The organism is Lactobacillus sp. W8174 (assembly GCF_016100975.1).
GTDB classification, from domain to species: Bacteria; Bacillota; Bacilli; order Lactobacillales; family Lactobacillaceae; genus Lactobacillus; species Lactobacillus juensis.
The window spans coordinates 545,105-571,178 of sequence record NZ_JACFRN010000001.1 but is presented as its reverse complement, the minus strand read 5'-3'; the positions used below and the strand labels follow the sequence as shown (position 1 = coordinate 571,178).

10 protein-coding genes and 1 pseudogene are annotated in these 26,074 nt (G+C 37.1%); 8 read left to right on the top strand and 3 right to left on the bottom strand.

Annotated features, from left to right (window positions below; all coding sequences use genetic code 11):
* Positions 1-46 precede the first annotated feature (46 nt).
* The 5 genes from H3U49_RS02650 to H3U49_RS02630 all read left to right on the top strand — a co-directional run bounded on the left by H3U49_RS02650 (position 47) and on the right by H3U49_RS02630 (position 3,105).
* Complete coding sequence (locus H3U49_RS02650; RefSeq protein WP_198179414.1) at positions 47-277, top strand: DUF1146 family protein; 231 nt, start codon at positions 47-49, stop codon at positions 275-277.
* Between the two features lie 81 nt (positions 278-358).
* Complete coding sequence (locus tag H3U49_RS02645; protein WP_045927967.1) at positions 359-1,348, top strand: rod shape-determining protein; 990 nt, start codon at positions 359-361, stop codon at positions 1,346-1,348.
* A 17-nt stretch (positions 1,349-1,365) separates the two neighbouring features.
* Entirely contained in the window at positions 1,366-1,659 is a 294-nt protein-coding gene (gene yidD / locus H3U49_RS02640) for a membrane protein insertion efficiency factor YidD (RefSeq protein WP_046331981.1), read from the top strand.
* A gap of 8 nt (positions 1,660-1,667) precedes the next feature.
* Positions 1,668-1,895, top strand: a complete 228-nt coding sequence (locus tag H3U49_RS02635) for a DUF2969 domain-containing protein (RefSeq protein WP_046331982.1) — start codon at positions 1,668-1,670, stop codon at positions 1,893-1,895.
* A 16-nt stretch (positions 1,896-1,911) separates the two neighbouring features.
* Complete coding sequence (locus H3U49_RS02630) at positions 1,912-3,105, top strand: FtsW/RodA/SpoVE family cell cycle protein (RefSeq protein ID WP_198179412.1); 1,194 nt, start codon at positions 1,912-1,914, stop codon at positions 3,103-3,105.
* 49 nt (positions 3,106-3,154) lie between these two features.
* On the opposite strand, the gene H3U49_RS02625 is transcribed toward H3U49_RS02630, so the two are convergent.
* Both H3U49_RS02625 and H3U49_RS02620 read right to left on the bottom strand, forming a co-directional pair.
* Complete coding sequence (locus H3U49_RS02625) at positions 3,155-3,610, bottom strand: universal stress protein (protein ID WP_198179410.1); 456 nt, start codon at positions 3,608-3,610, stop codon at positions 3,155-3,157.
* A 44-nt stretch (positions 3,611-3,654) separates the two neighbouring features.
* A complete protein-coding gene (locus H3U49_RS02620; RefSeq protein WP_046331989.1) occupies positions 3,655-3,936 on the bottom strand; it encodes a hypothetical protein in 282 nt (93 codons plus the stop codon).
* Between the two features lie 903 nt (positions 3,937-4,839).
* Between H3U49_RS02620 and H3U49_RS10005 the strand changes: the two are divergent.
* A pseudogene (locus H3U49_RS10005) lies at positions 4,840-9,486 on the top strand (YSIRK-type signal peptide-containing protein); the annotation flags it as partial.
* Positions 9,487-9,542: 56 nt separating this feature from the next.
* On the opposite strand, the gene H3U49_RS10000 reads toward H3U49_RS10005, so the two are convergent.
* Entirely contained in the window at positions 9,543-9,608 is a 66-nt protein-coding gene (locus H3U49_RS10000) for a variable surface lipoprotein (protein WP_370466783.1), read from the bottom strand.
* 382 nt (positions 9,609-9,990) lie between these two features.
* Here H3U49_RS10000 and H3U49_RS09995 point away from each other — a divergent pair, with 382 nt between their 5' ends.
* Both H3U49_RS09995 and H3U49_RS02610 read left to right on the top strand, forming a co-directional pair.
* Complete coding sequence (locus H3U49_RS09995; protein WP_370466781.1) at positions 9,991-15,294, top strand: SLAP domain-containing protein; 5,304 nt, start codon at positions 9,991-9,993, stop codon at positions 15,292-15,294.
* 489 nt (positions 15,295-15,783) lie between these two features.
* Entirely contained in the window at positions 15,784-25,992 is a 10,209-nt protein-coding gene (locus H3U49_RS02610; protein WP_198179406.1) for an SLAP domain-containing protein, read from the top strand.
* Positions 25,993-26,074: the final 82 nt, after the last annotated feature.

Below are 26,074 nucleotides of genomic sequence, written 5' to 3'. Positions count from 1 at the left end.
TTTGTGCGTCCGCTTTTATTGTGACTTAAGAAAAGTGAGAAAGAATATGTTTCAACTTGGCGTCCATGCCTTAATTAGTATAGTAATTTATTTAATTACGATCGGCTTGTCCTTTCAGATTATGAAAAGTGTCCACATTGAAAAAATAATTCGTAAAAACAGGGTCTTTGAAGCACAGCTGCTGCTGATTTTTGCTGCGATTGCTCTAGGTTTTCTTGTTGGTAATTTTTTAATCACATTAATTGATACTTCTTTGCAATTAAGTAATTTCTTTTAAGACTTGGTAAAGCGGATAAAGTCGCAAACAAACTTGAAATCTTTATGGTAAAATATACATTGAATATGATGGAGGATTATCGTGGCAAGAGATATAGGAATAGATTTAGGAACAGCAAACGTGCTCATTAATGTTTCCGGCAAGGGAATTGTCTTAAATGAGCCCTCAGTTGTTGCCGTTAATACAAGTACAAATAAAGTAGTAGCTGTTGGGACAGAAGCTTACAAGATGGTGGGGAGAACTCCGGGCAACATCCGTGTAATTCGTCCTTTAAAAAATGGTGTTATTGCCGATTTTGATATTACTGAAGCGATGCTGTCCTACTTTATTGAAAAGCTGAACGTCAAGGGCTTTATGTCCAAGCCAAATATTTTGATTTGTGCTCCTACAGGAGTAACATCAATTGAACAGAAGGCGATTATTCAGGCTGCTGAAAAATCTGGTGGAGGCAAAGTCTACCTTGATTTTGAGCCTAAAGTTGCTGCTGTCGGTGCTGGTCTTGATATTTTTAAACCTCAAGGCAACATCGTAATAGATATTGGCGGTGGTACTACTGATATTGCTGTGCTGTCCATGGGTGAAATTGTTACCAGTCAATCATTGCGCTATGCCGGTGATCATATGAACCAGGCAGTTGTTTCTTATATCAAAAATAAGCATAACTTGCTGATTGGCTCACGCACCGCTGAACAAATTAAAATTGAAATTGGTAGTGCCTTTGAACCAGACAAGGACGAAACAATCACTGTTCGTGGACGTGACGTGGTTGATGGTCTGCCAAAACAGGCTACCGTGACTGCACCTGAAATTCAGGAAGCACTCCACGACGGCTTAATGACTATTATTGCGTCTACTAAAGAAGTTTTAGAAAAAACACCACCTGAGCTTTCAGCGGATATCATTGATCGCGGCATCATGCTCACTGGTGGTGGGGCACTTTTGAAAAATATTGACAAGCTGATTTCATATTACCTTAAAGTGCCGGTACTTACAGCTGATCATCCACTTGAAGCTGTAGCACTTGGTACTGGGATTTTGCTCAAGAACATCGAAAAGCATCAGCGCCACTAATTTTTTGGAGGCTCGATTTGCGAAAAATACTGATTTATTTAGTTAGAATTTACCAGAGATTTATTTCTCCAGCTTTGCCAAAGTCTTGCCGTTATTATCCGACCTGCTCAACTTATATGGTTGATGCATTGACCAAATTTGGGCCGTTTTTAGGACTAATAATGGGAATTTGCCGGATATTGCGTTGCAATCCTTTTGTGCGCGGTGGAGTTGATCCGGTACCAGATAAATTTACAATTTTTCGCAATCCTCATCCAGAACGATATGAAGATGAAATTATAGCGAAAAAGTTTCATCCAAATATAAAGTAGGAGAATTTATGTCAAAAAAACCTGAAAATATTAACGTTGAAATTAATGAAGTAAAGGGTAAAGAAAACCCTACCTGGGAAGTAGTAATTCCTCAGAAAAAATCTATTGGAGTGATTGAAAAAATTGCTGGTCGTTACCGGGCTACAACTGGCAAAACCAATAGTATCTTGTATGCCAAAAGCTTAGAAAGCAGCATTAACGATTTGCTTTCATACTTTGCTTTACATGAAAAATAATAGGTTGTGATAATTAATGGTCAAAATACAAAATAAATCTAGTCTTTTTGATCGCATTGCTTGGAATATTGTTGTCCCTGTGTTGCTGCTGGCAGCAGTGGGCCTTTATTCCATTTATTTTGCGGCGGTTGACGATCCCAGTCACATGGGTAGCCCGGTTAAAGCTGTGGCAATGCAAGGACTTTGGTATATTATTTCGGTGGCCATCGTTGTGTTTGTAATTCAGTTTGATGCTGAGCAACTTTTCCGCATCGCGCCGTATGTTTATGGACTTGGCATCTTGCTCTTGATTGCGGTTTTGTTCTTTTATAATCGTAGTATTGCTGCAGATGCCGGTGCCAAAAGCTGGTTTAAGCTCGGGCCAATTTCTTTTCAGCCATCTGAAGTCATGAAACCAGCCTTTATATTAATGCTGGCGCGGGTCGTGCGTGAACATAACGATAAGTTTGCTCATACTATCAAAAATGACTGGATTTTAATCGGTAAAATGCTAGCTTGGCTGTTACCGATTGCCATACTGTTAAAATTGCAAAATGACTTCGGTACGATGCTGGTCTTCATTGCAATTGTTGGTGGCGTGGTGCTGGTTTCCGGTATTTCCTGGAAGATAATTGCACCAATGTTTGCGGCAGTTTTTGTCTTGGGAGTTGTGGTCATTTACATGGTTACCACGCCCGGAGGACAATCAATTTTAAGTCACTTTTTCCAGCCATACCAGTTCAGACGTATTATGTCTTGGCTGAATCCATCTACTGATACTTCCAAAGCTGCCTATCAATTGTGGCAAAGTATGCAGTCGATTGGTTCTGGACAAATTTTTGGCAATGGCTTTGGCAAGCTGAGTGTTTACGTACCAGTGCGGGGCTCTGACATGGTTTATTCAGTAATTGGTGAATCATTCGGCTTTGTTGGTAGTGTAGCCGTCATTCTGCTTTACTTATACTTAATTGTGCAGATGGTTCGTATCACATTCGATACTAAAAACGCCTTTTATTCTTATGTCTCAACCGGCGTAATTATGATGATACTTTTCCATGTGTTTGAAAACATAGGCATGAGTATTGATCTATTGCCGCTTACAGGTATTCCATTGCCGTTTATTTCTCAGGGTGGTTCAGCCCTAATTGGAAATATGATTGGTATTGGGATGATTTTGTCCATGAAGTTTCATAATAAAGACTACATGTTCAGCCAAGCAGGCGATTTCTAAAAATTTAATAACACACAAAAAAAGCATTTCAGCGATGAAATGCTCTTTTTTACTTGGTTAAGTTTTCGTTTGAACGACAGACTAAGACATCACAATCAGCAGTTCTGGTAACATATTCTGTCACGCTGCCGATTAATATGCGCTCAACAGCGTTCAGGCCTGTAGCTCCTAATACGATTAAATCAATTTGGTGCTTTTTAGGAAATTGGTGGGCAATGATTGCCTTGGGAGCCCCAAATTCAATTGAATAGTGAACTTCCTTGACGCCAGCTTCCGAAGCTTGCTTGTAGTAATTCTGCAATTTTTCCTTAGCATCATTTGATACTTGCTCAACCATCTCTGAATCAAAGCTAGAAACATTTTGGAAAGATCTGGTATCAATGACATGCAGAATTTCCAATGCAGCATCATTCCGTTTAGCAGCAGAGATAGCCTTCTTAAAAGCTAAGTCGGCTTCCTTGGAGCCGTCAACTGCGACTTGAATACGGTGATATTGTTTCATCATTTAAAACACCTCTCTTACCACTATTTTACCAAATTTTAGTGCAATTAATCACCCTTTTGATTAAGTAAAAGACTAAAAATTAAAATCGTGATGCTGCTGAGAGCTAGGGTAATTAAATTAAGATACTTATTTGCCTGAAATACTAAAACTAGACCCAATAAAGTTTCTAAACCCAAGATAATCGCAGTCCAGGACATTATAGAACTGAAGTTAGAAATGTTTTTACTATCATAGATTAAAAAATGACTGTGGCGATTATGCCATAAATAAAAGGCAGTCAAAAGTAATATTGCAAGATATATAGTGATAACAACTTTTATAGCCATAAAATCTCCAAACAAAAAAACGGTCCGCAGACCGTTTCCTAATATTCTCAAGAAATCCGAGTCATCGAAACATAGCAAAACAATGCTTGTTGAACCCGCAGTGTTCAAAAAATGAGATGTATCGCAACGAATGTGGATCCTATCGCAAAAGATAGTCTTCCGATTCGAAAGTTATTTACTATCTCGCATGTCTTATGTTTGACCGGTCAACCTTATACAATTAAGCTATTCGATCGACTCAGATCAATTATTATAGTACTAAGCATCATAACTTTTGTCAAGATAGAAACTAAATATCTGTTTCAACAAAAATAAAATATTTTATTTGTCCAAAATCAGTGCTATATATTTAATGCTATTTTTTTGCTAGCTCTTTGTTATAGTCGCAAAAATTGTACAAATATATTACAAAAGCAAGTTTTTTATTACAAATTTTTCAAGTTAAAAAAATAAATTTGTTATCGAACATTAGAGATTAATTCAAACCAAGCAATTTTTATGTTTTTCCCAGTTAAGAAAAGAAAAATATTTTATTATTTTCCAGATCCCATTTGAATAACGAAATTGCAGTTGTTGCCAAGTGCTTTTTAGCGTTTTAACTTATTCAAAAAAACATAGTTATTAATTTCACTAAATTATTTATACTAATTATTTGTTTCAGAAAAGGAAATAAAAGTCAATTTTTATGTTCTTCATAATGTTATTTTTAGTATAAAAAGTTACAGCTTAATAAAATTTTTAATGTTTATAACGTTTTTTAATTTTTAAAATTTATCCATTTTTATAGTATGGTTATTTATAAATACTATATTTGACTTAGATATTATATTGACAATTGCTATTATCAATCCTAAAATAGTATTCGAACATACTAATCATACATACTTTTTAGGAAGGATAAATATGCTAGGTAAAAATAATTACAATGAAAGATTAAGAAAGATGGAGATGCAGGACAAGCAGGATCATTTCTCAATACGTAAATTGAGTATTGGTGCTGCTTCTGTTTTGTTAGGTTTCACCTTCTTTGGCTTGAATAGCCAAAGCGTAAAAGCCGACACTGTTGAACCTGCACAACAAGTAAGTGAGGAGTCTAATAAGGACAACTCTACTACTGAAACTAAGGAAACAAGTACTAAGGATACAACTAAGGTTGAGGCCACTGCTTCTAAAAAGAGGACAGAAACAGACTTGTCAACTTTTTCAGGCTTGAGTTCGTTCTTAAAAGACTCAAAGGCTAGTGAGGTGAAAGATACTGCAGCTAAGGACAAGGCTGATACTGCTAAAGATAAAGCTCATAAGAATACTGTAGATAAAGATAAGCAGGAAACCACTACAGCTAATTCAACTGGCAATAGTGCAACTACTCCTGTAACCGGATCAGATGAAGGCAATCAAGATACCACTACTGCCAAAACTCCAACTGATATAACTAGTTCAGATGATCACAACTCTGACAATACTAAGTTGCCAACTGATGTAGCTGGTGATACTAATTCAGATAAAGATACTGATACTACTCAAGATTCAAAAGTTAATGAATCTAAGAAATTAGCATTTGATGATACGATTCTTGACGATAAAACTGGTGACACTCCAACTGTTATAAATGGGGTTGCACATGTTTATAATTGGAATCAGCTTGTTTACGCTCTTGATAATAAAGAGTGTTTTGATAAAGATGCACAAAACCCTGATGAGACTAAACGTATTTCTGAAATAGATATCATGAATAATATCGTAGGTGATAAGGTATCAGGTCAGAACGGATTAGACGTATATGGTAGAACTTTATTGATAAAATCTTATGATGCCGATGGTAGTAAGAATAAATACAAAGTAGACTTTAACGGTTGGCACCCCAGAATTAGAAATAATAGTTCCGAAGTTACTAACTTAACGTATAGTAACCTCGAACTTTGGAGCGCCGATTATTGGGGCATTATTATGACTGACCGCAATAGTAGTTCAAATAAGCCTCATGATAATAGTGGAGATAAAGTTGGTGTTTCTAATCTGACATTTGAAAATATTGAATTTCATGGTTCTCAAATGGTTCACTCTGCTTCGGATACTCATATTACGTTTAAAGGAACTAATACTGCTGAAACAATCCATACTCCGTATAAAACTGGGGGAGCAAGCAGTAGCGATAACCAACAACTATTTGAATTTGGAGGTAGTAATAATAGTATCAATTTTGAAGGTGACTTTACTGGTACGACATTTGGTGGTAACGTTATCGAAATGCGGGGCAGTAATTGCAACGTCACAGTCGAAAAAGGCGCAAAAGTAACCTTAAATCCAAGACATAATTCAGACGGCTCATTAGGAAATGATCCAGCAGAAAATACATCTACAGTTCACGCAATATATATTTCAGGTGCCGGAACAGTTGATGTTAAAGGTAAATTAAATATTAACGTCGGAATTGAGAAAGGAGATAACGCATATCAAGGAACACTTGATAGAAATAGAGCTAAAGCCATCAGATTAAATGACTCATCTGCTCAGTTTACTGTTGAAAACGGTGGTTCCGTTAATGTTACAACAAACGGTGATATTTCAGGCAATAATGGTAACAACCTGATTTATGACGGTGGTAATTTTACTGTTAAGCCTAATGGTAAATTAATAATTACTGGTAAACATATGGGTGATTATAGTGGTACTTTGGTTTATATCAATAATGTGGCTGATATTGAAAACGGTACTTTCGAAATCAGACTAGAAGCAGATCCAAACCATCCTTATGATAAAAACGATCCAACTAGTGCTCAAAATAAAGATGCTCAAATCTATGGTGCAGGAACAGGGAAAATAACTCTAGTTGATGCACCAGGAAACTTAATTGTTAATAATCCTTATTCATTAGTCTTGGATTGTCATTTAAATACTGCATCAGGCACAAGTATCATTGGTCAAAATAAGATTACAATAACTAACGTTCGGCAAATATTAACACCACCTGGTGCAACAAAACCAAACGAAAACCTTACTTTGCCTCCTTTCCATGTTTTGCAAGTTCAAAATAGTGGAACAACATCCAATGGTATCAATATGAACGTTCTCAATCTGGAACTATTGAATGGAAAGACAACTTTAGATGATACGACACTAGCTAAACTACTTACTGGAAAAGATGAACATGGTAAGGATATTCCAAATTATTCTGAAATTAAAAAAATATTAGATAATTACAAAGATGTTCAAGCAAAGATACCAGGCTGGCGTAATAAAAAATATGATGATATTTTCAAAGAAGTTATTACTACTGCTTTCTCTGATGCAAAATATCCTGGATACAACAATATCGCTTTTGGACCAGCTAACCCAGATGGTTTCTTAGATATTGATCCTGATTCGGTTCATGTAACATACAATTCTGATGGTTCTAGTACAATTAGTGGACGTGTATTGAATTACAAAGAAGAAACTGATGGTGAAAGTAGTGATGGAATATTTGGTTTAATTCTTCCTGGTGGTACTAAAGCTTATGTTCAGGCATTTATTAAGGACCCGAGCGGAAATGAAAAGGTTTGGACACCTGAATCGAAAATTCCTAGCCCGTATGCAGCAACAGACGATACCTATTCAGATAAATCTCTAAGGCCATTACAGCATGATTTCGCTGCAGAGGTTAAAGAGGATGGTACTTTTGAATTTACTATGCCAAAGGCTGATACAGATGCCCTAAGGAAAAACTATAAGATTACATTATATCCAGATGCTAACTTCGTTCAATATAATCCACTGGCTTTGCAAATAAAAGATACAAACTCACCAGATTATCGTCCAATAATAAAAGATGTTCTGCAAGTTGCTCAAAATACTGCTGCACAAGAAATTCAAAATAAATTAAAGGAAATTCAAAGTGAACAACTTACTTTAACGGATGATGAAAGAACACAACTAAATAATGCAATAGCTGCCGGTGAAGCTGCAATTGCTAAACCAGGTGAAAAAGATACTTCCATTTATGCAAGTGATGTTAACGATATTAAGACAGTTAACGACCGTAAAAATAATGCTTTAAGTAAACTTAAACAAGCTTATGAAAAAGCAAAAGAAGCTTCTGAAAAGGCTAATGCTATTAAGGATACTCAAACAAAAGCAAAAACTAACATTAGTAATGCTGCACAAGAAGCAAGAGGTCGTGTGAATAGGTCAGGCTTAACTGAATCGGAACAAGCACAATACATTGACGCCATTAATAGCGCTGAGAATGTTGCTCTGCAAAATCCTTCGACTAACAAGAATTCAATTTATAATCCTGACAATTCAGCAACTGCCATTACAAATATTCAACAAGCATTTAATGACCTAGTTAATAGAGAAGCAGCAAAAGCCGAAGTAGCTGGTTATACTGAAAAGGGAAAGAATGCTTTAGGCATTTCTTCACCAGATGATGTTATTGATCCAGCTTTGTCTGCTCAACTTAAGGCTATTGACAATGCTACTGATATAGATGCTACTGAACAGCATGCTAAGGATGATATATTAGGCAAACTAAAGGCTTCAGCTAAAGCTAAAGTTGAAAATGATGCTAAAGCTGCCAGGGGTGGTCTTGGAGTTGAATCCAACACAGACATTGATAAAGCCGTTAAAGCTGCTGAAGATGCTATTGATAGTCACACTGATTTTGATGATATCAAGAACGATATGACTAATGGTCAGACCAATGTCCTAAACAACTATAAGACGGCTGCTAAGAAACAGCTTACTGATATTGCTAAGACCGATAAAGGAGCACTTGGTGTAGAATCTGACTCTAATATTGACCAAGCTCTTGATAATGCAAGCAGTCTAATTGGTCAGTCAAGTTCCATTAAAATGGTTACCGACAACTTAAGTGATGGTAAGACAAAAATAGGGAACAATTTCAAGGACTCTGCTAAGAATCAAGTTCAAGATTATGCTGATGAAGCTAAGAGTAACCTTGGTGTTGATTCAGATGCTGGTATTGATGATGCTGCTAAGGCGGCTAAAGATGCTATAGCTGGTCACACCGCAGCAAGCGACATTGGTACTGATATTACTAACGGAAAGGAAGCTATTTTAGCTGCTTACAAGGAATCTGCTAAGAAACAACTTGATCAAGCTGAAAAAGATGTTGAAAGTAAACTTGAAAAAGTTAAGGGCTTAACTGCTAATGATATTGAAAAAGCTAAGCAAGCAGCTAAGGATTTACTAACTAATGACAACAAGACTGGTTACAAGGACCAGATTGATGATCCTAAGACTAACACTCTTGAAGATGTCAATACTGCCACTAAAGATGGTATCGACGCTTTAAACAACTTACTGATAAATAAGTCTTCACTTGGTAACAAGAACGATGCTATCAACGCTATTAATCAGGCAAGAGACAATGCTATCAAAGAGATTAATGATAAAACCAAATATCCTAACTTATCTGATGAGGATAGAAACTCATTAATTAACACTATTAAAGACGATGCTACTGAGGGTGTTGACAATGTCAATAAAGATACTGACCCTGCTAAGATCACAGCTGATAAACAGGCAGCAATTGACAAGATTAATAGTGTTAAGGCCACTGCTTCAAGCAAAGATTTAGCAGGTCTTAATAAGGAGAAGAGCTCTCAACTTAAAGCATTGCAAGATGCAGCTACAAATGCTAAGGATGCTATTGACCAGATTGATGACAAGTACCTCAGCCCAAGTAACAAGCAATACTACAAAGATTTGATTGATAAGCATGCTGCTTCCGCAACTAATGCCATCAACTCAGCAAGTAACAAAGATGATATTGATACTGCTGAAAAAGACGGTGAAAGCAACATCAACGGTGACCTTGTTTTAGGCCAAGTTACAGCTGCTAAAGCACAAGCAATTGCAGAATTGAATAAGGCAAAGACTGATGACAAGGGAATTGTTAATGAAGCTCATAAGAATGGTACACTTCCTGACGATGACTGGGAAAAAGCTCTTGATGCTATTGATAATGCCTACACCACTGCAATAACTGCTGTATCTAATGACCATACTCCAGCAGATGTTGTTACTGACAAGAACACTGGTATCAATGCTATGAATGCAGTTGCTGACAGCGTTTCTCAAGATAAAGACAAAGCAAAATTAGCAGCAGATAAGAATAAAGCGATCGCAGATTTGGAAGATCAAGCTCAAGCTCTGCATGACCATATTCAAGCAGATCCTAACTTGTCTAACACTGAAAAGAATAACTACTATGACCAGATTTCTTCTACTTTAAATAATGCTAAGCAAGCTGTTAGCGCTGCTGATAAGAATACTGTTAACTCAGCTCACAATGCAGGTATTGAAGACTTAAACGACATTAGAAATAATGCTGACTTACAATCCGCTAGAGATAAAGCTCTAACTGACTTACAACATGAATTCAATACAGATAATGCAGCTATTGACGGCTTAGGCAATATCAGTACCGCTGGTAAAGCTGGTATTAAGACTGACCTGCAAAATGCATATAACGATGCTGTCAAGAAAGTTAAAGACCCAACTTCTAATACTGTTGCTAAGATTAATTCTCAAAGTGATGCCGGGATTACCAATATGGAGAATATCCTGGGCAAAGCAAAGGGCTTAGACAAGACAATATCAGACGATAAGCAAAAGTTAAATGACTATGCTCAAAAAGCAATTGACCGTATCAATAGTTCAACTATGTCAGATGCTGACAAGAGTGCAGCCACTACAAATATTCAAAAAGCTCGTGATGATGCTCAAGCATTAGTTGGCCAGCAACTTACAGTTGAAGATGCTAATAAAGCTGAAAAAGACGGTGAAACCAGTATCTTACAAGCCGAAGCTAAGGCTAATAAAGCTGATATGGACAATGCCAAAGGAGAAGCAAAGGCCAAAATTAATGGTGCCAGAGACAAAGCTTTACAGAACTTAAAGGATGCATATGATACTTTAACTGACGATGAAAAGAAGCAAGCTAAGGATGCATACGATAAAGCTGTTAAAGATATTCCGGCACTTGCTGAACAAGCTGAGTCTGCAATTGATAATGCCTATGACAAAGGTGCTATCAGTGACTTAACCAACGATGCCATCAATTCAATTAACTCAGCTGGTGACACGGCTAACGTAGCAATAACCAAAGTCGTCGCTGTTCAAGCTGTTAAGGATGCCGCTCAAGCCGCTAAGGATAAATTGACCAACAAGAGAGACAAAGACGGTGTTGATGATGTTGCTAACTTGGGAATTGCGGATATTAATGCGGCAACTACCAGTTCAACAGTACTTGACATCAAAGATAATGCTCTTAACAGCATTAAGAACATCAAAGATTCTGGTACTGGTGATACAGATAAAGATAATGCTCTCTGGGATAAAAAGAATGCTGCTAATAAGGAACTTGCTCAAGAACTTGCCGATATTGACTCTGCTATTGACAAACTGACTGATCTAACTTCTGATCAAAAGAAGCAATTTAAAGATCAAGCTCAAGCTGCTCACGATAGAGCACATATCAGAATTGAAGGTGCTACTGAAGATCAAATCAATTCTGAAAAAGTCACTGGCAAGAATAATATTGATAAAGCTCTTTCAGATGCGAAACTACAAGTTGCTAAGAATGTTGCTAAAGCAGACGTTGACAAGACTGCCGATGATGCCATTGATCAAGTTAATAAAGACAATACTATTAGTAAAGATGATAAAGATAATATTATTATTAATATCAACAAAGATCGTGACAATACTAAAGACAAGATTGATCATGCCGAAACGCCTGACGATATCAACAATGCTCAACAAAATGGTAAAGATGATATCAATAAAGAAATCAATCATCACGGTGACAACGGTGACAATGGTACAGATACTGATAAAGAGATAGCTAAAGACAAGCAAACTGCTAAAGACAAAATTCAGACTGCTGCCGATAAGATCAACGATCGTATAGATAAAGATGAAAAAGATGGTAAGTTAAATCACGATCAAGCCAAAGCTCTTAAGGATAAGGTAACAGAGGCTGTTGATAAAGCCAAAGGAGCTATTTCCCAAGCTGGAGATCCAACTACTATTAACAAAGCCCAAAATGATGGTAATAATGCTTTAAACGAAATCACTTCAGATGTAGAAAAGACGGAAGCCGTTAACAAGGCTTTGGGCAAGCTAACAGATGCAGTTAACGTAGCTAATGGAAAAGCTGACGAACTAAGCAAGAATGATAAAGATCTTGCTAAACAAATGAAGGACGCAATCGAAAAAGAGCGTGCTAAAGCAGCTAAGAACATTCAAAATGCTCAAAATGATGCTAAAGATCCAATAAAAGCAATTGAAAATGCTGCGCAAGACGGTGTCAACGCTATTACCGGTCTGACTGATAATTACGGCAATAAGGTTGACCACATCAAGACTTTGAAGGATGCTGCTAATAAAGCTAAGGATGACCTTAACAAACTTAAGACGGATGAAAATGGCAATGATGTCCTTGATGAAAACGAACTTGCTCAAGGTGAAACTGATATCGACAATGCAGTTCAAAATGGAATTAGCAATATTTATCAAGCATCTGCTGACGATGATCTAGATAAAATTGAAAAGGATGCCGAACACGCTGTTGAATTAGCTAAATTACCAACTAAGCTTCTTGCAGAAAAGAACAAACAGATTGATGCTATCAACAAGTATGCTACTGCTGCTGAAAGTGATATTGATAAATTTGCTCAAACCGATCAGAATAAGGATGGTCTACCAGCTGACACTATCGCAGAACTTAAGGCGCAAGTTGAAGCTGCCAAGAAAAAGGCTATTTCTAAGATTAATGGTGTTACTTTAGCTGAAGGCGCAAGCCAAGATAACTTTGACAAAGCTAAGGACAAGGTTGATAAGGCTGAAAAAGGTGTTGCTGAAAGTAACGAAACAGTTGACTTTGGTGAAGCTGGAATTGACAAAGTTACGAAACTTGCTCAGCAAAAAGCCGATATTATTAAGGCTAAGAATGACGCAATTGCTGAACTTGAGCAGAAAGAGAAAGATGCCAATAACGATATCGAAAACTCTGGCATGTCTCCTGCTGATCAAGGACCTTTGAAGGATCAAGTACAAAAGCTCGTTGATAAAGCTAAGGATCAGATTATTAATATCTCTGACACAGATGATAACGGTAATGTTAAGACTCCTGAGCAGGTAAAAGAAGAAGCTGAAACAATTATTAACAATACTGTTGATGGCTTTAAAGATCAAGACAATGATGGTAAAGAAGTACCAGGAATTAACAATATTGTCGATAACGCTAAACTTAAGGGTGCTCAGACAACAGCTGAAACCATACTTAATGATAAACGTGCTCAAGCTCATGATATTATTAAGGGCTCACAGTTAACTGCAGATCAGAAGCAAAAAGCCACTGAAGCAATTGATAAGGCCTTTACCGATGAGAAGTCTGAAATTGATGGTAAGACTAACATTAAGGATGTTCCAACTAATAAGGACGAGATTGGTAAAGCAATCAATGATATCTGCACTAAACCTAGTGAATGGTTCGATGATGAACAAAAGAATGCTTTGTCAGGTAAAGACGATGTAGCTGGTTTACAAGCTGGTCTTAATAAATTAACCTCTGGTCAAAAGGCTGATCCTGATTACAAAGACTACCTCGACGATATTAATAATGCTATTGCAGCAATTAATAAAGCTGAGAACATTAAGGATGCAAGTTCAGCTTACGACAAGGGTATGACTTCTCTTAATAAGTTGAATGCTCTTCAAAAAGTTAAGAACGAAGCTAATACGGCTAAAGATAAGATTGATAAGAATGATAAGTTGGATGAAAATACCAAGGATCGTCTAAAGGGTGACGTTGATAAGGTTGTTGAAGACACCAAGGACAAGCTCAACCAGATCGATTCTTCTAATGGTACAGCCGCATCTAACCAAGATAAGATTGATCAGATTAACAAAGATGCTCATAATGATATCAATGTTGTAATTAATGATGCTGATGCTGAAAGTGATCCGAATGTTTCTCACGCTAACAGCGAAATTTCCCAGAACCATAGTGATGCGGTAGATACGATTCACAATGAGTTTGGTGATGACAGCAAGACGCCTAAGACTGATGATGCTTATGAAAAGAACAAGCATGTTCATAGTTCATCGCAAGATGGTATCAACTCTGATAAGACCAACGCTGATAAGGAAATTTCTAAAGGCGCAATTGACGATGCAGTTGATATTGCTAAAGATAAAGTCAACCATCTGAAGCATGACGACGGCACTGATTACACTGATGCTGATAAGAATAAGATTAATGAGCAGATTGATAAGGACGCTAAAGATGCCAAGGATAAGATCGATAAAGCTGAGAATGTAACTGATATTGATAATATTCGTGATAATGGCATCCACCAAATCCACCAAGATTGCTCTGACACTTCTACAATCGATAAGATTCTTCATGGTGATAACAACAATAATGGTGGTGGAATAGCTACTCCAATTCAACCAGTAATACCAGCAAAGAACCCAACTGTAGACAACACTTCTAACACGAATAAGGATGATGGTGGAAAAGGTGTTATTGGCGACCCTTCAGATGTAACTCTGATGCACAATGCTTACCTCTATGATGAAACTGGTAAACGTGCTAACAAGATTACTCTTGGAGCTGGTTCAGTCTTGACTACTTATGGTACTAAGACCATCAATGGTAAAGTCTACTACATCCTTGTTGATAAAGGTGCTAAGAACAAGGTCTACTATGTTGCTGCTGGTAACATTGATCACTCAACTCGTAAGCTGAAGCATAATGCATATATTTACAATCAATTTGGCAAACGGGTAAAGAAGACTGGTGTATACAAGAAGGGCAAACTAATTAAGACCTTTGGTGCAGTTGTCAAGATTCGTGGCAAGAAGTACTTCATCATTGGCAAGAATCGCTTTGTTAAAGCTGCTAATTTTGCTAAAGGTGTCGTAGCTGTAGGTACTGCAAAGGCTGAAGTAGTTCCAACCAGTGCAGTTGCTGAAAAGCCTCAAGTTACTGTTGAAAAGACTTTGATGCACAATGCTTACCTCTATGATAAGAATGGTAACCGTGCTAACAAGTTGATCTTCCAAGCAGGTTCTCAAGTTGGAACTGTTGGTAAGAAGACAGTCAACGGTAAGGTTTGCTACGAACTTCCAGATGGTATGTTTATTGCAGCCGGCAATATCGATGCCAAGAAGTTGAAGTTAAAGCACAATGCCTATGTTTACAACCAATATGGTCATCGTGCAAACAAGAAAGTATTGAAGAAACGTAAGTCAGTTAAGACTTATGGTAATTCAGTCAAGATAAACGGCAAGAGATATTTCATTATTTCAAAAGGACGTTTCGTTAAAAAAGCTAACTTTTAAATTGAAATAGCTTAAATAAAGTGCCGGAAAATGTTATTTCTAACATTTTCCGGCACTTTTTTTGCGCTTTTTTAAAACTCATAGTATATAACTATTCTTTTATATAGTGTTTTTTCAAATATTAAAATTAATCCCACAAATCAAGTTAGTATAAGGTTTATAAAAATATTCATATATAGTAAAAAGTGTTTTAACTACTGTATAGTATATAAAAATATATGAAAAGATTAATTATTGGAAATATTTCTTATATACATAAATATTCAAAAATTATTGTTTTTTTAAAACTTATTAATGTTATTTTATATCCTAATTAAATATGATATAAGTGTATTTTATAATAAAATATAAGTTATTTTATAAATTAAATAGTTTATTTTTTAAATATAAGTTATTTGCAACAAGTAAATATCAAATACTATATTGACAATAAAAATGCCTGGAACTAGAATATTGCTGTAAATATGATTTTTGAGAAAGGATTAATTTATGTTAGGTAAAAACAACAATAAGGAAAGAATTCGTAAAATGGAAATGCAGGCAAAGCAGGACCACTTCTCAATTAGAAAATTGACAATTGGTGCTGCTTCTGTTTTGCTTGGTTTTACATTCTTTGGCCTGAATAGCCAGACTGCCAAGGCTGACACTATTGATCCTGCAAAGGAAGAAATTAGTTCTGAAACGAATAAGTCCCAGACTGAATCTGATCAGACTGCAGACAAAGCAGATTCTGCAAACGCAAATAAACAAACGAGTTCGAAGAAGGAAGATGCTAATTTAAGTACATTTTCCGGTCTGAGTTCTTTTTTAAAGAGTACGGATACTGAAAATTCAACCACTTCTACCAAGGATTCTACAGCTAAAACTACTGATTCCAAGACTGATGGTCAAAAAGACAAGGAGAATACTGCTGATAACAATGCAAAGACTCCTGATAAGGATCAAAGTGCCACAAAGGATCCAGCTAAAGCTGATGGTGCAACAGATCAGGATAATTCAAAAACAAATAGTGCTGGAAAAACTGATTCTCAGACTCCCACATTAGTCGATAAAGATGCTAAGAGGGATGCTACTACTGGTACAGTTGCAAAGGTCACAAATTGGACACAGCTAAAAAATGCTTATAGTGATGCAAGCGTCAGCGAAATCGATATCATGAATAACATTTCTGCCGACAGTAATGGCTGGCATACTACTTTAGCTACAGTTCCGGGAAGGAAATTATTAATCAAATCCGCAGGAACTACAAAATATAAAATTGATTTTAAGCAGAATCATCCTGATTGTGATAAGAGAAATTCAACAGACATAACTTATGAAAATTTAGAGTTATGGAGTGCAGACTATTGGGGCGTTCTTTCCACTTATGGACTTTCTGGAACGGGAGGTTCCCAAAATGTTAATGTCAATATTAGATTTAAAAATGTTGATTATTACGGTTCACAGTTAATATATGCTCAAGCAAATACTCACATCTACTTTTATGGTACAAATCATATAAATACGATTAAAACACCTTATAATGGTGGACCAACTGAGTCTAACGACCAACAATTATTTGAGTTCAATGGCAAAAATTGCAGCGTTGAATTTGTAGATGGTGTATTTAATGGCTCAACATATGGTGGCAGTATGATCGAAATGACAGGTGATAATGTTTCTGTTAAAGTTGATCAAGGTGCCGTTGTTAATCTCACGCCCCTTGTAAATTATGACGCTTCTCGAACATATGGTGAACATTGGTATCCATTCTCCGTCATTTACATTAAAGGTAAGGGCAAAGTAGATGTTTCGGGTACGATAAATATTTTTATGGGCGATAACTCTACTTCACATCCATATCAAGGTAGTCGCAATAGCAACAAATGTAGGGCTATATTTTTAAAGGATAATGACTCCAGTTTTAATATTGGAACTAATGGTACAGTAAATGTCACTACTAACGGTAACATTAGTGATGCAGACAGTGGTAACCTTATTTATGATGCTGGTAATTTCACAATTAGACCAAAAGGGACCTTGAATGTCACTGGTAACGATATGGGTGACTATAGCGGAACATTAGTTTTAGTTAAGGGTAAAGCAGATATTGAAAACGGTGCTTTTAACATCAGTCTTGACGATTCCAAACCTGCAGGTCCTGGAAAAGGTGCCGGGACGGGTGCCGGAAAAGGAGCTATTACATTAGTAGACGTTCAGGGTGGTACCTTAATTGTCAATAACCCTACTTCATTAATTCTGAATGCGCAGGCTAACAAAAATCCTGACACCAGTATTATTGGTACAAATAACATTACTATAACTAACGTCCGGCAACAATTTGATCTTACTGGCTTGGGACTTGGAATTGACAAAGTCACTTTACCGCCATTTCATGTTTTAAATGTTAGAAAAAAACGGGGAGGAACCATTCTTGTAGACAAACTTGAGTTGCTGAATGGGAAAATGCCTCTAAATAATGAAAAATTACAGGAATTAATAACCAATGTAACGAATGCTGGTATTGATTATGATAAATTACCAACCGATGTGAAAGAATCTTTAACTGAAACTGCTAAGGGCAATAAAACTTTTGACGATCTCTTTATTGATATTATTCAAAGAGCTTTCAATAATAGTAAGAACTTTGGCTATAACAATATTGCCTTTATTCCTGCCAACCCAAGTGGCTTTCTGGATATTGACACTAGCAAGGTGACTGTCAAGAGAAATGACGATGGATCAAATACTATTACAGGTGCTGCAGGAAGCGTAATAGGTTATAACCCTGATACAGATGGTCCAGATGACCTTAAAGGCGATCCAAAAAACATTAAGAATCCGTTTAGTTTGGTTATGCCGGTAGCTACTAAAGCTTATATTGCCGCCAATATTATTGACGATAAGGGCAAAAAAATTCCGTGGCCAGATAAGGATGATAAGAATCATGGAGTTCCCAATCCTTATGCTGCAACTGATGATACGTATAGAGACTCTAAGAATAGCTCACTAAATCCGCTGCCAACCCAGTATGCTGCTGAGGTCAACAATGATGGTTCATTTACCTTTACCATTCCGGCAGATCAAACTGTCAAATTTAATAAAAATTATGGTATTGAATTATCACCTAGTGCTAACTTCATTGGCTATGATCCAACTGATACTTCAAAACCTGTCAGACAGAATTTGGATATTTTGACCTTGAGTGAAGTCCGTGATCAAGCAGCTAAGGCAATTACTGATGCAATTAATACTGCTAAAACGAATAAGCCAAATAATCTGACCGCCGATCAGAATAAGGCATTTAATGATGCGCTGGCTCAGGCTGCTGCTGCTGCTTCCAAGACCATTAATAGTGCTAACAAGTCAACTTCAGTCTATGACCCTAGTGCAGACTCAATTACTAAAGTAAATCAACGCAAAAATGATGCTTTAAAGATTATTAATGATGCCATTACAGCAGCACAAAATTCGGCTCAAGTTGAAACTGATAGGACTAGTGCCATCAATGCTCTGAATAACGAAGCAAGCAAGCAAGCTGGATACTATCCTTCACAATCGCAGACAATTAATGGCGCTAGGGATAGTGCAATTAGCCAAGTTAAGGCAGCACAAAATAGTACTGATGTTGCTAAAGCTAAGGATGACGGAATAAAGGCAATTGACAAGATTGGTCTTGACTATAAGAACACCGTGAAAACAGGTCTTAACCAGCAAATCGGTCAAGTAAAATCTGATATAGCTGACCTTGCTAAAGATGCTAACCTGAATAATACAGAAAAAGATGAAGTCAATGGCTTAATTGACAGGTTGAAACGTCCGGATGCAATCGTCGCTACTCAAGGTGACATCGATAAAGATACTAATGAAGCTTCAGTCAAAAATCACCAAAAAGAAGCTCAAGATACCATTGACGCTCTTAAGAATACTATCGCTGCAATTAAGAAATTACAGGCAGCAGCCAAAGATGAAATTGCCAAGCATAGTGACAAAACGACTGATATTCAGGATTCTTTAAATGATGCCGTACATAAAGTCATCAATGGTGACGATCCTGACGGTTCAAATGGTCTAGAAGCAATCAAACAAGTTTACGCAAATCAGGAAGCAGACGCTATTAATAAGGCAGCTGCAGCAGCTAAGAAGAGAGTCCAAAATTCTGGTCTTGCTCCTGCAGATCAAGTAGCTTACTTAAATGCAATTGATAATGCTGCTAAAGTAGCTACTGCCAAACCGGGTGATTCAAATTATGATGCTAATAAATCAATTTATGGTACCTCAGATGTTACAGGTATCGATCAAAGAGTAGCAGCAACGCAAACTGCTTTTGATAAGGCTGCTGCTAAGTCTGAAGTTTCAGGATATGCTGTTACTATCGAGGATAGTCTGTCGGTTAATTCAACCACCACTATCGCCAAAGCAATTAGTGACGGTTTGGCAAGTATTGATAATTCTGCTGACTCTAATGCAGTTGCAACTGCAGAGGATACTGCTAAAAAGAATGTGCTTAAAGCAATCTCCAAGCAGAAGTTAGTCGATGTTGAAGCAGATGTTGAAAATCAAATCAGCAATATTCCTGGTTTAACTGCTCAGAATATTGATGATGCTAAAACGCAGGCTCAGAAGATTTTAAGTAATAATACTAATCCACTGGGATATACTCAGAAGGTTGATCAAGCTGATTCACTTGCAGCAATTGACGGAGCCAGAAATGATGGTATTACAGCTCTTAACAATCTGTTGACTAAGCAGCAAGAGTTAGGTAAACGCAATAATCAACTAACTGATGCTGCCGCACAGATTAGGCAGAAACAACAGGATGCTGATAAAGCTATTGATGCTATAACAAATCTCAGTGACGCCGAAAAGGATTCATATCATAACCAAATTAAAAAAGTTGCAGATGACAGTATTAACGGTTTAAACAGCATTGACCCTTCAAAGGTTGATGATGCTGTTACAACAGCCAAAGGAAAGATAGACAGTATAGTCGCTGATGCCCAAAATAAGGGTAACAGTGTGATCAAAGATGCACGGGCAAAAGCTTCACAAGCAGTTGATGATGCAGCAAAGGCTGCTAAAGCTAAGATTGAAAGCATACCTGACAGTCAACTCAGTCAATCAAACAAAAAGCACTATGAAGATTTGATTGATCAGGATGCACAATCAGCTAAAGATAAGATTGCTGCAGCTCAAGATGAAGACAGTATCAAATCTGTTGTTCAGGACGGTGAAAACAATATTACCAGGGACTTGAACGATGCTCTGGTTTCTGCAGCACGTGCCAAAGCAATATCTGATTTACAAACTGCTAAGAATGAAGCCAGAGAGACCATTTCTACCGCTCATGATAAAGAATCACTTAACGACAAAGACTGGGTAGATAAATTAGACCAGATTGACAATGCCTATGATCAAGCTGTTCAGGCTGTAACGGGCGACTTTAATGTTTCAGATATTAATAATGATGCGGATAAAGGCAAAAAGAGTATCCAAAGTATAGTTGACAGTATCTCGGATAACGAAGCCACACAAGCTTTAGCAAAACAGCGTCAGGATGCTATTAATAAACTAAAAGAAGCTCGCGATAATGCGAATACCCAAATAACTACTGATCCTAATTTAAGCGTTACCGAAAAGAACGATTACTATAACCAAATCTCAAATGCCTTTAATAATGCTCAGTCGGCTATTCAAGCAGCAGGCAAAGACGATATTGATACTGCTCTTACCAATGGCACTAGGAAACTGACTGAGATTCAGGAAGCTGCAAACTTGCAATCTGCCAAGGATCAAGCTCTAAATGACTTGCTTACTGAGAGAAGCAAAATTAGAGAGCAAATTGGCAATATGGATCAAGTTACAAGTGCCAATAAGAACGATTTACGAGCTAAAGTTGACGAGCAATACAATCAAGCAGTCAAGAATATTAACTCTGCAAGTACATCTTCTATCCAACAAGTTACCCAAGCAGCTCAACAAGGCAAAGCAGCTATTGATGATGTCATCAGTGATTTAAACATTAATAAAGTTATTAACAAGCAAAAACTTGATGATTATGCTCAAAAAGCTATTGATCGCATTAGCAACTCAACCGATATTACTCAAGCTGTGAAGGATTCCACTATTGCTGGAATTAAAGCTGCTCGTGATGAGGCGAAGGCTAATGTCGATAAGGTCGATAAGCAAGAAGATATCCCAGCTTCTAATCTTGCAGAACAAAATGGTGAACTGGCAATTGACGCGGCTGCTGCCAAAGGCAATGGCCTTGAAGGATATAAGAACAGCACAATTGATCAAATTTCTACTGCTGCAGCTAATGCCACTTCACGTTTGCAAGGAATTTATAATGGACTTAACGATGATGATAAGGCAAAAGTTAAGGACGTATTTGATCAGGCCAACAATGCTATTCAGCAGGCTTCCACCACAGCAATTGCAAACGTTAAGAAGGCTACTAATAAAGATCAGGTAGATGGCTATACTAAAGATGCAATAGCTGCTATTAATAAGGCAGAAACAGGTGCAGACTTAGCTGCTGCCAAAGCTGCCGCAATAACTGCAATTAATGAAGCAAGTACTAAAGCAAATACCCAATTAACAAATAAGAAAGATCAGGACGCAGTCAAAGCTGTTACGAATCTTGGTCAAAATGACATTAATGCTGCCAGTGATATTGCAACTGTTAATAAGATCAAAGGCAACACTATTCAAAGCATACAAAACATTCTTGATATTGCTGCCTCTCAGCAAGCTGATCAGATTAGAAATCAACGGGATGAAGCACTGCAAGAGCTAAAGGATACTTTAGACGGGAAGGACGATCTTGCTGGAGTTCGTGATCAAATTAATAGACTGAATGATTTAACTGACGATCAAAAGACTGCTTTCACAAAACAAGCTGTAGACGCATATAATCGTGCTGTTGCTAAGGTCAGCGGAGCGTCTAAAGATCAAATTGAAAACGAAAAGAATGCGGGCTTAGTCAACATTAATCAGGCATTGACAGATGCTAAGCTGCAAGCTGCCAAAAACAAGGCTAAATCAGATTTGGATCAAGCAGCATCTGATGCTGGTAAAAATGATCCTAACGACAAGGATTCAATCAATAACGAGCGTGACAAAGCCAAAGACAAAATTGATCAGGCTAAAAATACCGATGAAGTCAATAAAGCTAAAGATGAAGGCCAAAATGCTATTAACGGTATTGAGCAGACAGGCAAGGATACTCAACTTGCCAATGATAAAGTTGCAGCAAAAAATGATCTGAAAAATGCTGCAGACAAGCTACAACAAAAGATTGATCAAGACCTAGCTGATAAGAAACTGGGTCAAGACCAATATGATGATTTAAAAGAAAAAATTGATCAGGCTCGTAAAGATGGTGAGACCAGGATAAACTCAGCCAAAGATAAGGATAGTTTGACTGGTGCCCAGAGTCAGAACAACAATGATCTCAATAATATCAGTACTGATATTGGTAAAGAAGAATCATTGACCAATGCTTTAACTCAGCTGCAAGATGCCGTCAATAAGGCTTCTGCTGCGGCAGACGGAATTGCTAAGGACAATAAAGATCTGGCTGAGCAAATGAGAGAACAGATCAAATCTGAACGTGATAAAGCTGCTCAAATCATTCAAAATGCTAAAAATGATGCACAAGACCCTAATAATGCTATGAATACGGCTGCACAAGATGGTGTAAAAGCGATTACTGGCTTAACTGACCGTTATGAAGCTAAGAATGACGCTATCAATAAGTTAAAGGGCTATGCAGAAACTGTAAAGAAGGGTCTGCAAGGCAATAATCTTGATGCTAATGAAATTAGTCAAGGTGAAAGTGCTATCAATACTGCTTTGCAAAATGCAACCAGCAACATTTATGGTGCTAAAGATACTGACAATTTAGATGATATTGAAGGAGCCGGAGAAAAGGCCATCGACCAAGCTAAATTGCCAAGCGATCTGCTAGCTGAAAAGAACAAGCAGATTGCAGCTATCGATGACTATGTCAAAAATAAAGGTGATATTAGTTCAGTTGCTACTAATTTAACTAATGATCAAAAGGCTGATTTGCAAAAGCAGCTCGATCAAGTAGTGCAAAACACTAAAGACAAGATTGGCAGTGTCAAATTACCTGATAACCCAACTCAGTCTGACTTAGAAGCCGCAAAGAAGAAGTTGGCTAATATCGAACAGGGTGTTCCAGAAAATAATGAAGCACTTAACTTCGGTCAAGCAGGCGTAGATAATGTTTACGATGTAGCTAAGAACAGAGCGGATATCTATCAAGCTAAGCAAGATGCTATTAAGCAGTTACAAGATATCCAGGATCAAGCTAATAAGAAGATTGAAGATTCTGGCTTGTCAGGAACAGATCAAGAAGCTGAAAGACAAAAGATCAAGGATATCATTGACAAGAGTAAGACTGATGTTAATAATATTCCTGATAAAAAAGATGGTAAAGACAGGACCGCTGATGATGTCAAACAAGATGCTGCAGCTATAGTTAATAAGGCCAAGAATGGCTATAAAGATCCTACAACTGGAGAACAGATGCCTGGTACTTCAAGTGTTATTGATCAAGCAGCTCTTGCTGGTGCTAAAACCAAGGCAGAAGGTTATTTGAAAGAAAAGCAGAATCAGGCTCATGATATCATTAACAAATCTCAGTTAACCGATTCCGAAAAGCAGGAAGCTAACCAAGCTATCGATGATGCTTATAATACTGAAAAGAAAAACATTGAAGCTATTACTGACCTTGATACAGTTCCGAAAGATAAGGATCACGTTGGAACTAGCATTGATAAGATTTGGCAGAATTCTTCTGAATGGGTTGTTAAAGATAAACAGAATGCTACAGTCGGCACTAATGGTTTACAAAGTGAATATGATAAATTAACTAGTGACCAGAGAGCAAATTCAGACTATCAAGACTATATTAAAGATATAATTGCAGGTCTTGCCGATATCAACAAAGCTGACAATATTCCGGATATTAGTTCTGCATACAATCAAGGCATTACAGCTTTGAACAAACTCAAAGCTAAGGAAGAAATTAAGAACGCTGCTGATAAGGCTAAAACTGAGATTATCAATAATAAAGATATCGATAGTCAAACTAAGTTGGACCTCATTAATAATGTTAATGAACATGTTAAAGAAGGTAACGAAGCAATTGATCAAGTTAATGCTCCTAGTGATGATCCTGCCGGTAAGAAGACTAATATTGACAAGGCTGCTAACACAGCTAAAGGTGATATTCAAGTTGAGGTCAATAAGGCAATTGATGCCAGCAAGAAGAAAGCTGATCAGGAAGTTGCTGATAAAGCAATAGAAGCTATCGATAAAATTCATAAAGAATTTGGTGATAACGCTGATACTTCTTCAATCCAAAATGCTTTTAATAAACATAAAAACACGGAGGGCAATTCTTATGATGAAATTCAAAAGAATAAGCTTGAAGCCGAAAAAGAAATTGCTAAGGGTGCCGTTGATGATGCTGCTAAGAATGCCAAAAAAGATGTCGACAATAATAAGGGCAAGCACCAAGATGGCAGTGATTTAACTAATGATGAAAAACAAAAGATCAAGGATGAGATTGATCATCAAAAAGATAATGCCAAAGATAAGATAGATCACGCTGGTAGCGGAGACGATATTGACAAGAATCGTGATAACGGTATAGATGTCATTCATCAGGATAGCTCCGATCCAACAACAATTGATAAGGTTATTCACGGCGGCGATAATAATGGTAATGGTGGAAACAATGAAAACATTAGCAACGGTGGAAACACTGGTGGCGGTTCTACAGTAACTCCAGGACCTGGAAATAAACCAGGAACTGGCTCAGTTGATGCAGGTAAAGACAAGCCTCAAAATGGTGATGATGTTGATTTGTCTGATTCATCACAAGTCAAATTGATGCATAATGCATACCTGTATGATGAAAATGGCAAGCGTGCTAACCAGATCACTTTAGGTGTTGGTTCAATAGTTACTGTTTATGGCACACAAACGATCAATGGTAAAGAATACTACGTCTTAGTTGATCAAGGTGCTAAGAATAAGAAGTACTTTGTTGCTACAGCAAATGTATTGGCTACTAGGCAAAAATTGACTCACAATGCTTATATTTACAATCAATTTGGCAAGCGAGTTAAGAAGACAGGCGTTTACAAGAAGGGTCAACTGCTAAATACCTATGGCGCAGTCGTTAAGATCCGTGGTAAGAGATACTTTACTATTGGTAAGAACCGCTTCGTCAAAGCCGCAAATGTTAAGATAGTAACTTCTGCAAAATCAGCCAATGAAGAAGTTGCGCCAACGAATACCAATACTACTGAACAACCTGTTGTCACTGTTGCTAAGAGCTTAAAGCATAATGCTTACCTTTATGATGAAAACGGCAGGCGTGCAAATAAGCTGATCTTCAATGCAGGTTCAGTTGTTGAAACTACTGGTAAGAAGACAATCAATGGTCAGAAATACTATGCTTTGCCTGATGGACTTTATATAGCTAGTGGTAATATTGATGCCAAGAAATTAAAGCTGAAGCATAATGCTTATATATACAATAAGTATGGTCATCGTCTAGGCAAGAAAGTACTCAAGAAGCGTAAATCCGTGAATACATACGGTAATCCAGTCAAAATTGGTCATAAAAAATACTACACATTAAGTAAAGGGAGGTTCGTTAAGAAAGCAAACTTTTAATTATTAAAAACTCTAGAATTTACAGCTTAAATATCACAAAAGAAGTGTCACATTTGTGGCACTTCTTTTGCATTTTCAAATC